Raw genomic sequence first — 12,397 nt, 5'->3', positions numbered from 1 at the left:
CTGCCCATGTCGTTACTTACGCCAACTTGTTAGTTTGTGACCAATCAGTGCGTAATAAAGAATAAACGCATAGCAAGGGATCAACAGATAATAAGCTTGTTGTGCATTGCCTGTATATTCTGCAAATACACCGTATACCAAAGGCAATAGAGCGCCACCAGAAATCCCCATAATCAGTAATGCTGCGCCGGTTTGAGTTTTATCGCCAAGATTTGCAAGGGCCATAGGCCAAATGGTCGGCCATACCAGCGCATTCGATAAGCCAAGTAATGCAACAAATAACACGGTATCTGGAAAACTGTTATCAGCAAGCCAAAAGAGCACTAAATTCGAAATCGCAGTTTGTTGCGGTTCAATCAAAATGATACCAAGTGAAAACACACAACCACTTAACGCAGAAAATATCAGCGCCTGTTGCTGACTAAAAAAACGAGGAATTAACACGATACCTAAAACATAACCTAGCACCATAAAGCCCATGGTGTAAGAGGTGAGTTCTGCGAACTGCAATACCCCTTGTTCTTTGCCGTAAAGGCCAATAGTGTCGCCGGCAATGACTTCTGCACCTATGTAAAAGAATAGGGCTATCACGCCTAAAACTAAGTGTGGAAATTGCAGTACTGATTTGCTCTCGCTGTTGTTGCTGGTTTTTGGTTGCTCAATATCAGGTAGCGGGGCCAGCATGATTAACGCCGCTAATATTGCTAATGCGATTGCCATTACAAAGTAAGGAGTAATTAAACGATTAGCCAGTTCTTGTAACTGCAATTGTTTTTGAATGCTGTTTAATTGAGCAAGGGCTTCAGGGCTAAAGCTCGCAATATCACTAAACACCATTGCTGAGAAGAGCAGTGGAGCAACCACACCGGCGCTCTTATTGAGAATACCCATAATGCTAATGCGCACCGCAGCCGTGTCTTTAGAGCCAATGAGTACAATGTAAGGATTCGCAGCGGTTTGTAATAAGGTGAGGCCGCTACCGAGAGTAAATAAGGCAACCAAAAACAACCAATACGCTTGAATTTGTGCTGCAGGAATAAACAGCATTGCACCAAATGCCATGGTGCCTAAACCGAATGACATACCCTGTTTATAGCTGAAGATTTGCAAAATCTTCGCGCTTGGCATTGCCATCACAGTATAGGCGATATAAAACACCAGTGTCACCATGTAAGCTTCAATATGATTGAGATCGCAGACCATTTGTAAAAATGGGATCAAGGAGCCGTTTAGCCAGGTTATAAAGCCAAATAAAAAAAACAAGCCACCTATAATCATCATAGGCAGTAATTGCGTGCGATTGGTGTGTTCTGTTTGCTCTAACAGTGAGCTTTGTGTTGTCATTTTTGTCACCAAAGAAGTTTATTGTGAAATAATCATAAAACATATTCCGTAAGTTTTGAAAGTTTTATTTTATTTCGAAACTAATTTTGGCTTTGGAACTGTAAATTGTGTAATATTGAACTACGAATTTGAAAGCAGCTATTAAAACAACAGGCCAGCTATGTTAACCACAATAGAAAGAAGACAAAAAATCGTTCTGATGACCGAGGAAAATGGCAAAGTAAATGTTAAAGATCTTGCAAAGATCTTTGATATTTCGGAGGTTAGTATTCGCCATGATCTTAACGAGCTCGGTAAACGAGGCTTAGTTGTCCGTTCACGTGGTGGGGCAATTGCCTGCGATAAATTGGCTAAAGAGCTTTCGGTAAAAGATAAGCATAACGAAAACTACGCTGTGAAAGTGTTATTAGCGAAAGCTGTGGCAAGTTTAGTTGATGATGGCGACTCATTAATTATTGATTCTGGCACCACAACAGAAGAAGTTGCTAAAGCATTAACCAATAAACAGGGCCTTACTGTGATGACAAACGGCCTTAATATTGCCCATGTACTGGCTGATATTGATGATGCAAATGTGTTTATGCTGGGTGGACAATTACGAAAGAAATCAATGTCTTTCTACTCAAATGAAGTTGAACAAGCACTCAGTAAGTATAACTTTAAAAAGGTTATTTTAGGGGTTGATGGTATCGACTCAGAAGCAGGGATCACCACCCATTATGAACCCGAGGCAATGTTGAATCGCACTATGTGCACTCGCGCGGATAAAGTCATTGCAGTAACCGATTCAAGTAAATTTGGTAAGCGTGCTTTGTATAATGTATTGCCGCTGAAATCAATTGATGTGCTGGTAACCGATAAAAGTATGCCGGCAGAGTTCGTTGAGTCATTAACAAGCTTAGGTATTGAGGTGATTACCGTTTAATTTTCTAGTTAAATAGGATCATGAAAAGGCAGCGTTAGCTGCCTTTTTTATTATCCTAAAAAACCGTACCAGCTCACTTAAAAGACAACCTTCAAAAAAAATTGTTATCGTAACTTTCGAAATTAAATTCACGTCCATAAAGGCTTTTAAAGCCATTTTTGTCATTTTTAAAACTCATTTCGTAACTATCGAAAGTTTCGGTAGGTGATTTATTGTTGCCAATTTGTTTCGTTTTGTTATAGATTAAATATAAGGCCTTACTCATTACCATTTTAATGGTGAAAAAAACTGAACATTAAAAACAGGAAATCATCATGGCAACAACAACTAGAAAAACATATTTGAGTGTGCTGATAAGCTCGATTCTGGCCTCATCAATCAGTTTTGCTGCAACTGCTCAACAACAAGAAAAAGATAGTAAGGCCGAAGAGGATGTTGAGGTTATTGAAGTTACAGGGATCCGTAGCAGTATTAAAGAATCAAACTTTCGAAAGAAGGAAGCAACGACAGTCGTTGACGTCGTTGTCGCTGATGATATCGGTAAGTTCCCTGATGAAAACTTAGCCGAAGCATTGCAGCGTATACCGGGCATCACCATTACTCGTAATGGCGGTGAAGGGCAAAATATCCTCGTGCGTGGCTTAGGTGGTGGCTACAACATTACCACTTTGAATGGTCGTAAACTGGCGTCTGAAAACTCAGGCCGCGACTTTAACTTTGACACAATTGCCTCAGAATTAGTAGGAGCGCTTCAGGTTTATAAGTCGCCAGAAGCACGTTTAATTGAAGGGGGCATTGGTGCGGTTGTTGATATTGAAACTCGCAAACCATTAGACCAAGACGGCTTTACTTTGAGCGCTTCTGCAAAAGGAATTTATGAATCACGAACAGGCGATGTACATCCGCATGCTTCATTCATCATTGGTGACAACTTTAATGATGATACCTTTGGTGTACTTTTCTCGGGTGCTTATTCAAAGAAAACCTTACGTGCAGACACATACTCTGCTAGCGGCTTTTTTGACGAAGAAGAAGGTTGGGGGGCAGACAGCGCAGGTGTGCCAGTCGATATGAATGGCAACGGAGAAATTGATGGGCAAAGTGAAATATTTGCCTCAAAAATCCCGAGTTACATGTATTTTGCGAACGCGCAGGATGTGCGTGAGCGCGTCGGTGCGACGTTAGCAATGCAATGGCGTCCAACAGATACCCTAGATATAAACTTTGATGCTCTTTATTCACGTTACAATACTGATGGTCATCGCTATCAAATCGGTTTTGTAAACTATGATGAAAGCTGGACGCCAGGCACGCCAGTGTTTACTGATGCAGAATTTGATGACACAGGCCGTGTAGTATCAATGACGCAAACCGGTAATACCATGGTGGAGTTACTCAACTTAACCAACCCTCGTAAAACTGACACTTATCAGTTTGCCCTTAATGCCAAATGGTATCCAATGGATGGTCTAACATTGGCTGTGGATGTTGCACACTCAAAAGCGAAAAACGAAAACGGTGGTGATAATCGCTTCGTGGTAGCGCGTGGTTTTATTGACTCGATTGGTATCGATTACACCACAGGTAATATGCTACCAGATGTGACTTTATCGCCAGGCTTAACTGCGGATCAATCTTACGGTGCTCACTATAGCCGTAACACAGGTACCGGTGTTGAAGACACGGTTAATGACTTTAAGTTTACCGGTACGTTTGTGCCGGAAAGTGATTTAGTTACCCGTGTTGATTTTGGTTTAACTTATCTTGAACAAACTAAGAGTCAACTTGAATATGCATCAAAAAATGCCAGCCAATTTAGCAATGGTGGTCAATACTTAGAGCGTGATGGTTATGAATTTGATGACAGCACCGTGGTGAATGTCGGTGACTTTAACCTATTTGAAATCCCAAGCGATGTGTTCGTTGAGGCCAATTTCGATAACTTCTTAGAAGGCGAAAGCAGCATTACACCTGAGCCTTGGCCAAGTTTTGATTACGATAAGTTACTTGCTTATTATCGTTCAATTAATGCTGAAGCAACTGATAAAAGTATCGTTGCATCGCTTAATTCATCGGGCACTTATGAGGTAACCGAAGAGGTTCTTACTGCGTATGCGCAAGTGACGCTCGAAAGTACCCTTGCAAAAATGCCGTACATGTTAAACGTCGGTATTCGCGGTTCGCAAACGGAAGTGAGCTCTAAAGGGTCGGTGTATGATTTATCGTTAATTGATTTACAAGATGATGGTAAACCACTCGAAAATGGTTGGCGCGATACCGTTGAGCAATCATTTAAAGGTGATTACAGCAATATTTTACCTAGCATGAACTTTAAACTGAGTATTACAGATGATTTTATTTATCGTTTTTCAGCCGCTAAAGTCATTAGCCGCCCATCTTTAGCTTATTTACGCCCATGGCTTGCGCCAAACTTTGATACTTATCGTGAAGGTTTACCACAACTTTCGATGGGGGATTCATCGTTAACACCAGAAGAAGCTAATCAAGCCGACATGACCTTAGAGTGGTACTTTGAAGACAGCAGCTCGTTGAGTGGTGGGGTGTTTGTAAAAGACCTGAAATCATTTATCGATTACGTCGAAAGCCCGGTTGAAATCGAAGGCGTTCGTTACTTTGCATCTTACCCTGGTAAGAGTGAATATGGTGCAACTATTAAAGGAGCTGAGTTTGCTTATCAGCAATCGCTTGAGAACTTATTACCTGAACCCTTCAATGGCTTAGGTTTTCAGCTTAACTACACTTATGTTGACAGCAGCTACGAGGAGCCAGAGCTGAAAGAGTCAGGCTTGCCATTTAGAGGTATGTCGAAAAACTCATACAACGCCGTGGTTTACTATGAGCAATATGGTTTCCAAGCGCGTTTAGCGTATAACTGGCGTAGCAAATTCTTGTCGGATCCTGATGCATGGGGTGGTCCATATTGGATCTCTGATTATGGTCAGTTAGATGCCAGCATGAGCTATAACATCAGTGACCAATTCACTGTGTTTGCCGAAGCAACGAACTTAACGAATGAGCGTTATTGGGGTTACACAAAGCGTACTGACCAAGTGAGTTATCTTGAGCGTTTTGGTACTCAAGTTGCCTTAGGTGTTCGAGCTAGTTTCTAATTTTAGTATTCCTAATGTTAGTGTTGTACAAGCGCCTGCAAGGGCGCTTTTAATTTAAAAAAGGTCGTTATGGCAGGAATTAGTGTTTGGCAATTAGTCATTATTGCCGCAATTGTGGTGCTTTTATTTGGCACAAAAAAACTATCTCGAATAGGTGGCGATTTAGGGACGTCAGTCAAAGGGTTTAAACGCGCTATGCAAGATAAACCTAATGATGAAGCCTAGTTCGCAATTACTTTAAATTATATTACTCCCCTGTTCAGGGTCACGAGATTGATCTGCCTGTTCGCGAATATCATCGGCGTCACTGCTAACGTCATCAAGGCTGTGGTCGTCGAGTGATTTTGTTGCTTTTACAGGCGCACTTTCGGTGTTGCTTGGTTGATCGGTATCGCTATTTAAAATAATTCGCTCGCGAGCATCATCAGGCATGCTTATTTGCTCGGCTAAGTAAGTATTGACCAGCTCTCGCATTAATTGTGAGGCGACTTTTACAGTGCTATGCTCGTTGCTGTTCACCCAAAAATATATTGTTAAGTTGAGAGTGGCAGAGCCAAGCGATTCAATCAAGACCTGACTCGGTGGATCATTAATAACAGCAGGGTTTTGATTAACCACTTTCATCGCTAGTTGCTGAGCGTAGCGAATGTCATTGTCGTAACCAATGCCAACAGTAAAATGGCCTCGCATTTTGGGGTTGGCTGTGAGGTTTTTAATCACGTTTTTATACACGGTCGCATTGGGTATTTGAATGTGATTACCATCAAAATCAACCAAGGTAGTAGCGCGAGCCGTAACCTTTTTAACGACCCCTAAACGACCATCCACTTCGATAACATCATCAATACGAAAAGGGCGTTGTACACTGAGCAGCATGCTTGAGATAAAGTTTTCGGCAATATCGCGAAAGGCAAAACCTAAAATAAGCCCGACTAATCCTGTACCGCTCATAATGGCTACAGCAAAACTGGTGAGCCCTGCAAGACGCAAAAATAAGTACACGCCAAACAAGATTATAATGATGCTAAAAAAACGCCGTGTCACCACATGTAATAGTTTACTTTCACTTACAAAACCAAGCGGCTTTATCAATAGATACGATAAAGGGCGAGCTAATAAGTAGCAGATAATGATGGCTGTAATACCGAGTGTCAGTGCGGGTAACATTTGCCATGCAGTGTGTAAAAACTGCGTAACTTGTGAGTTTAAATCTTGCCAAGATAAACTATCTACGACCGCCTTTGGTACTATAGGTGTGTTCGATATAAGTAGATTAGCTAATTGATTTTTAAAGATTAAATAATAACTCATTGCACCGTTCCCTGGATAATTGCTTTACTCTTATAAGCTTAGCTCAATGCAAATTAGGCGCCATTACGATTGGCAAGTTGTTTGCACCTTTATAATCATCTAAGCAATTTTTTAGGTCACATATGACTAAAGACAATCGCGGTTTTCAGGCTCACTCGCCGGTGGAAATTCCAATGCGAGGTTGGTGGGATATTAGCAAGCGGGTGTACCATAATTTATCACAAGATAACTTATCATTTGTAGCGGCTGGTGTGGCATTTTATGCACTATTGGCTATTTTTCCCGCTTTGGCTGCGATTGTATCTGTTTATGCTTACTTTGCCTCACCAACTGATATTCATGATCAGCTTGATAAAGTGATTGCCATCTTACCTGCTAGTAGTCGCGATATTATTCTGATGCAAGTCAGTGAGGTGACACAGCAGTCGCAAAAAGTGTTAAGTATGAGTGCAATAGGTACGTTGTTATTGACTGTTTGGAGTAGCAGTAAAGGCTGCCAAGCGCTAATCACAGCTTGTAACATTACCTATCATCAATATAACAAACGACAGTTTTTTGTGGCATTACTGGTACGTTTTCTATTTTCACTTGGCGCGATAGTTGTTGCGCTGGTGGCATTATTGATCATTGGTATCTTACCGATAGTGCTTAATTTAGTAGGCTTAACTGAGCTTATTGATTTAATGATTAAACTCATTACTTGGCCGTTGCTAGCTATTATTTTTAACTGCGCACTGGCATTCTTATATCGGTACGCACCTCACCGTACCCCCGCAAAGTGGCGTTGGATTACGCCAGGTTCGATTATTGCCACTTTATTGTGGATCCTCGCATCCATTGGCTTTTCATATTATGTCTCGCAATTTGCAAGTTACAACGAAACGTATGGCTCGTTAGGTGGTGTTGTGATCATGTTGATGTGGCTTTATATCAGTGCTTATTTCATTGTTTTTGGTGCGGCCGTTAATGCCAGTATAGAACAGCAAACACTGGTTGATAGTACTGTAGGGCCAGTAAAAGAAGTCGGCGAGCGCGGAGCAACTGTGGCTGATAGATTAACTAGGCAACAAAATGAGCATTCTAATAAAAAGAATGATTAGCGCGAATTTTACGCATGGTTGTTAGTTAAATTAGCGCCTACAATCATTTCATACAATTTACGGGAGTAAAGTTATGAAAGTGATTCAACAGTTAAATAGCCGTGCCACACAAGATGGCGATGGTGTAAATATTAGCCGTATTCCTGGCTTTGATGGTAAATATTTAGACCCCTTCTTAATGATCGATGAGCTTAAGTCAGATGATCACAGTGATTTTATGGGGGGCTTTCCTGCACATCCTCATCGTGGTATCGAAACCTTTACGTATATCATTAAAGGTGGCTTTGAGCATCAAGATCAAATGGGTAACAAAAAAGCCATCCGTGCAGGCGATGTGCAGTGGATGAGTACCGGCTTTGGTGTCATTCACAGTGAAATGCCATTGGCTGATGCTAAAGAGGGCATGCATGGCTTTCAAATTTGGCTAAATATGCCAAGTGCAGAAAAACTCAGAGCGCCACGCTATCAAGATACTACAGAAGCGCCAGCGCCAATGACTCGCAATGAGCAAGGTGTAGAACTTAAAGCACTTGCTGGGAGCTGGCAATTCGCCGGTGAGCAGCAGGTTTCTAGTCTACAAGACTTAGCAGCTGATGGCATGCTCGCTGATGTAACTTTACCGGCTGGTACACAGTTTTACCATGCGCCGCTTACACAAACCAAGGTGATGCTGTATGTCCATACCGGAGAAATTCATACTGAACAGGGCGGTCCAGTTAAAGCAGGCAGCTTACTGATTTTAGAGCCTGGCAGTGACATTGAATTTAACTCACAAACAGGTGCTGGCGTTTTGATACTTGTTGGCTCGCCACTTAAGCAACCAATCGCCCATATGGGCCCGTTTGTAATGACGACTCAAGCAGAATTACATCAAGCAGTACAAGACTATCAACAAGGTAAATTTGGCACACTATAGGAGGTTATTGTGGGATTACTCGTAAATGGCCAATGGCAAGATAAATGGTACGACACAGACAACAACCAAGGTGAATTTAAGCGAGAGGCAGCCCAGTTACGTAACTGGATCACCGCAGATGGCAGTGCAGGACCAAGTGGTGATGCTGGCTTTAAAGCAGAAAAAGATCGCTACCACCTTTATGTCTCTTTAGCCTGTCCTTGGGCGCATCGCACTTTGATTTTTCGCCATTTAAAAGGCCTTGAAGATTATATCAGTGTGTCGGTTGTAAGCCCTGATATGCTAGAGCACGGCTGGACGTTTGATAAAGACAATCACAGCACCGGTGATGCACTTTTCAATAGTGACTTTATGCATCAAATTTATACGCGTAATAAAGCTGATTATTCAGGCCGTGTTACGGTTCCTGTGCTTTGGGATAAAAAAACGCAGCGCATTGTCAGTAATGAGTCTGCTGAAATTATCAGAATGTTTAATAGTGCGTTTAATGCCCTTACAGGTAATGAGCGAGATTTTTATCCACAGTCGCTACGCTCTGAAATTGATGAAATTAACGAGTTTGTTTATCACAACATCAATAACGGTGTGTATCGTGCGGGTTTTGCAACGACACAAGACGCTTATACAGAAGCCTTTGATGATCTGTTTGCCGCTTTAGATAAAATTGAACAGCGTTTAACTGTTAATCGTTATTTAGTGGGCGAAACACTGACAGAAGCTGATTGGCGTTTATTCACCACCTTGATCCGCTTTGACAGTGTGTATGTGGGGCATTTTAAATGTAACTTACGTACTATCGAGAGCTATCCGGCGATCAGCAACTATTTACGTGAGCTATATCAACTTGAAGGTGTGAGTAAGACCGTTGATTTTTATCATATAAAACGTCATTACTATTTTAGCCACACCATGATTAACCCAACTCAAGTTGTGCCAAAAGGTCCTGAAATAGATTACAACCGAGCACATAATCGTGGCTAATTACAGCACGCAATAGCAGCTATTTCAGCTGCTATTGATAACCCTTCATTACGTCTTGAATGGTGTTGATGCCAAAAATCACCTTTTGAATAAATGACTCTGAACTTTTCACTAAGTTAAAATTTGGGTGTTGCGACCAGACGGCTTGAAGTTTGTCGTCAAGTATAATTGCTTGGTTGTCTGATTCATTTCTAACAGGGTTATTTGAGTGGATGCTTTGACCTGATTTAGCCGCGGTTTCGAAAAATATAACAGCGTCGTATTGCGCGAGCTCGGTGTTTAAATCGGTGTTCAGGTATTTGAAAAACTCATCAGGGTTATCGGGCCAATAGGCGAGCCCATCTAAACTGCCACGATCGCAAAGCATTAAACGGTCTGGATGTTTGGTGCGTTGAATATGCTCAAGGTGCTTCTGGAGATTATAAATTGCTTGTTGTTGTGCTTTGATTAGACTAGGCGAATCATTACGCTCTATACCACCACTGAATAGCATAGTTGCGGATTCAGGAACAACTACAATTTGATTTGAAAACTCACGTCGTAATAAATCAATTGCCGTTGTTTTACCACCACCAGGTCCACCTGTTAACACAATCCGTTTTTTCACAATTTATCTATCCTATTAGTCATAATAGCTTTAAGTTAATAGCATAAAGTGAAAATGAGAAGTAGCAAAATAGATTTAGATGATATAAATCATGATTATAGCAATCTTAGCAACCAAGCAAACTGAGTGACTTGCTTAACAGGACCTTTCGAAGGTTCATCACTTTTCATTGCTTGATAACCCATCCCTGCGGTAAAAGCACTTGCGATACCGGCTTTGCTTACTGCAAAGCGTTTTAAACGATAATTAAAAGCTTGATGATGTTGGCGTTTTAATTCATCAGCCAAATCCATTTGTTCGCTAAGTGAGCGTACATTTTTTTGAGGCTTATTAATAAAATAATCAATAATCATGATTCATCCTTATCAATATTAAGAAGCTGTTTAAAACTACGTACTGATTTATCAAACCCAATCTTGCTGCTGACATACCCTATATTCTTCCAAAGCCATACTAAACAAAGTAATTGCAAAGCGATTAATGAAATCGCTGATAATATTAGCGATTGACTTAGGGTGAATATCGCAATGCCGATTGTGGCAAGTAAACCAGCCCATAACAGCACTAGACCACCTGCGAAACAAACCAGCATAATAATAGTGAGTGCCAACGAGCGTGTTGATAAACGCCACTCAGCGGCTGCTAACTCTTTACATATACCCGCTTGTTTTCGGTAGTCGACGTATAGCTGCTTAGAGTAGTCTGAGAGTTTGGCAAGATGATCTTGCCACTGATCAGCGTTTGACTTCTGATCAGTGGCATCTTGCGTTTTCTCATCTGTAGGTTGAGAAGATTGCATAACAATTACTTACGGCGAATAAGTGCAGTTACTAGCATACCCGCTGCAAACGCAATACCTGCTGTTGCAAGTGGGTTTTCTGAGGCAAGCTGACGTGTTTTGCCGCTGTATTCATTAAATTTAGCACGCGCTACAGCTTGTTTTTCAGAAAGCGTTTTAGCAGAGCTTGACGCACCTTGGCGAACACTGTGCTCGGCACTGGCTGCACGAGTCGATAAAGCATCCACAGCGTGATGTGCTGCTTCAGTTGCTTTATCTGTGAATGGCGCTTCAACTTGAGCCGCTTTTGGATCTACATTGCTGTTGCTTGTTGCAGTTGAGTTCGATTTTGTCGTTGCGGTAGTCATAATCATTCCTTAAATATTGCCATTAGTTGGTAAACAACATGTCGCAACCTTCATACCAAATATAAATATCCTTAATTTTTAATGGTTTATGGTTTTTCGAATTGAATGGTTTTTGTTTTAGCACTATTTTCTCGTAACTCTTGCAGGGTAACTGAGTAAAAATTACAGTGCGATAGAAATAGTGTAACTATTCATTGCTCATTCATTCATCATTTTTGCCCAATAGCATGCCAATAAAACAGGTAAAAAAAATTTTTTCTTTGTTTGCCACTTTTTCCCACTTAATTCAGTAGCTTTGCTTGAGGCCTTATTTTTTCTGGCTTTAGAAGGCGAGTATGATGATCAGCTTACTTGACAAAATGGCTTGTCAAGCCCTAAACTGGAGCACTGTGGTAAAAAGTGGTTTTTAGTGGATCAAATTGGATCGGAAATAATCGTCAGCGATTAACAACCTAATTTTAAGGCAAGCTATGTTTCGGGGTGCGAGCTCTCTGAGTTTGGATGATAAAGGACGCTTTGCGGTACCAACCAAGTACCGAGATGCGATCTTGTCTGAAGATCAGGGCACGGTTATTTGCACTGTTGCTTTAAACGAGCCTTGTTTGTGGTTGTATCCATTAGCTGAATGGTTAGAAATTGAATCACGATTATTAAAGATCTCTAACATGAATCCACGCGCACGCCGTATGCAACGAATGTTGCTCGGTAATGCTACAGAATATCAACTCGATAAAAATGGCCGAATCTTGCTTGCGCCGTCGTTACGGGCTCATGCAGAACTTGGAAAAAAAATCATGTTGGTTGGCTTGATGAATAAGTTTGAAATTTGGGATGAAGATCGTTGGCATGAGCAAATGCGCCAAGATACTGAAATTGAACGCCTAGGTGATTTTGAGGCGAACCCTGAGTTCGATAACTTTTCACTCTAACCACAAT

General features: G+C 41.3%; 12 protein-coding genes and 1 pseudogene. 7 read left to right on the top strand and 6 right to left on the bottom strand.

Annotation, left to right across the window (positions count from 1 at the left end; translation table 11 throughout):
• Positions 1 to 12 precede the first annotated feature (12 nt).
• The gene (locus tag L3V41_RS04570) at positions 13 to 1,344 is read right to left on the bottom strand and encodes a sugar MFS transporter (protein WP_237127221.1); all 1,332 of its coding nucleotides are present in this window, start codon (positions 1,342 to 1,344) and stop codon (positions 13 to 15) included.
• A 160-nt stretch (positions 1,345 to 1,504) separates the two neighbouring features.
• Here L3V41_RS04570 and agaR point away from each other — a divergent pair, with 160 nt between their 5' ends.
• From agaR to tatA, 3 genes and pseudogenes are all read left to right on the top strand, one after another.
• Positions 1,505 to 2,269, top strand: coding sequence for a transcriptional repressor AgaR (gene agaR / locus L3V41_RS04565; RefSeq protein WP_062568600.1), 765 nt, complete (start codon positions 1,505 to 1,507; stop codon positions 2,267 to 2,269).
• A 314-nt stretch (positions 2,270 to 2,583) separates the two neighbouring features.
• Positions 2,584 to 5,400: a TonB-dependent receptor gene (locus tag L3V41_RS04560; RefSeq protein WP_062568601.1), complete on the top strand. Its 2,817-nt coding sequence runs from the start codon at positions 2,584 to 2,586 to the stop codon at positions 5,398 to 5,400.
• A gap of 69 nt (positions 5,401 to 5,469) precedes the next feature.
• Positions 5,470 to 5,619: pseudogene (gene tatA / locus L3V41_RS04555) on the top strand (twin-arginine translocase TatA/TatE family subunit); the annotation flags it as partial.
• 18 nt (positions 5,620 to 5,637) lie between these two features.
• Here tatA and L3V41_RS04550 read toward each other — a convergent pair.
• Complete coding sequence (locus L3V41_RS04550; protein ID WP_062568602.1) at positions 5,638 to 6,711, bottom strand: mechanosensitive ion channel domain-containing protein; 1,074 nt, start codon at positions 6,709 to 6,711, stop codon at positions 5,638 to 5,640.
• 122 nt (positions 6,712 to 6,833) lie between these two features.
• Between L3V41_RS04550 and L3V41_RS04545 the strand changes: the two genes are divergently transcribed.
• From L3V41_RS04545 to L3V41_RS04535, 3 genes are all read left to right on the top strand, one after another.
• Positions 6,834 to 7,811 carry a YihY/virulence factor BrkB family protein gene (locus L3V41_RS04545; RefSeq protein WP_062568603.1) on the top strand — a complete coding sequence of 326 codons (978 nt, stop codon included), beginning with the start codon at positions 6,834 to 6,836 and terminating at the stop codon, positions 7,809 to 7,811.
• Positions 7,812 to 7,884: 73 nt separating this feature from the next.
• Positions 7,885 to 8,727: a pirin family protein gene (locus tag L3V41_RS04540; protein ID WP_237127220.1), complete on the top strand. Its 843-nt coding sequence runs from the start codon at positions 7,885 to 7,887 to the stop codon at positions 8,725 to 8,727.
• A 9-nt stretch (positions 8,728 to 8,736) separates the two neighbouring features.
• Positions 8,737 to 9,708: a glutathione S-transferase family protein gene (locus L3V41_RS04535; RefSeq protein WP_062568605.1), complete on the top strand. Its 972-nt coding sequence runs from the start codon at positions 8,737 to 8,739 to the stop codon at positions 9,706 to 9,708.
• Positions 9,709 to 9,739: 31 nt separating this feature from the next.
• On the opposite strand, the gene L3V41_RS04530 is transcribed toward L3V41_RS04535, so the two are convergent.
• The 4 genes from L3V41_RS04530 to L3V41_RS04515 form a co-directional block, all read right to left on the bottom strand.
• Positions 9,740 to 10,315: an AAA family ATPase gene (locus L3V41_RS04530; RefSeq protein ID WP_237127219.1), complete on the bottom strand. Its 576-nt coding sequence runs from the start codon at positions 10,313 to 10,315 to the stop codon at positions 9,740 to 9,742.
• A 95-nt stretch (positions 10,316 to 10,410) separates the two neighbouring features.
• Positions 10,411 to 10,668 (bottom strand): hypothetical protein, encoded by a 258-nt coding sequence (locus L3V41_RS04525; RefSeq protein ID WP_062568607.1) that lies wholly within the window; start codon positions 10,666 to 10,668, stop codon positions 10,411 to 10,413.
• Positions 10,665 to 11,114: a hypothetical protein gene (locus L3V41_RS04520; RefSeq protein WP_062568608.1), complete on the bottom strand. Its 450-nt coding sequence runs from the start codon at positions 11,112 to 11,114 to the stop codon at positions 10,665 to 10,667. Before L3V41_RS04520 ends, L3V41_RS04525 begins: the two co-directional genes overlap by 4 nt.
• A gap of 5 nt (positions 11,115 to 11,119) precedes the next feature.
• On the bottom strand, positions 11,120 to 11,461 hold the full coding sequence (locus L3V41_RS04515) for a DUF883 domain-containing protein (RefSeq protein ID WP_130149392.1): 342 nt from the start codon (positions 11,459 to 11,461) through the stop codon (positions 11,120 to 11,122).
• Between the two features lie 470 nt (positions 11,462 to 11,931).
• Here L3V41_RS04515 and mraZ point away from each other — a divergent pair, with 470 nt between their 5' ends.
• Complete coding sequence (gene mraZ / locus L3V41_RS04510; RefSeq protein ID WP_036971213.1) at positions 11,932 to 12,390, top strand: division/cell wall cluster transcriptional repressor MraZ; 459 nt, start codon at positions 11,932 to 11,934, stop codon at positions 12,388 to 12,390.
• Positions 12,391 to 12,397: the final 7 nt, after the last annotated feature.

Source organism: Pseudoalteromonas sp. L21, assembly GCF_021728035.1.
In the GTDB taxonomy this organism is placed as follows: domain Bacteria; phylum Pseudomonadota; class Gammaproteobacteria; order Enterobacterales; family Alteromonadaceae; genus Pseudoalteromonas; species Pseudoalteromonas arabiensis.
The sequence above is the reverse complement of the archived record's forward strand: the minus strand, read 5'-3'. Positions and strand labels throughout refer to the sequence as shown.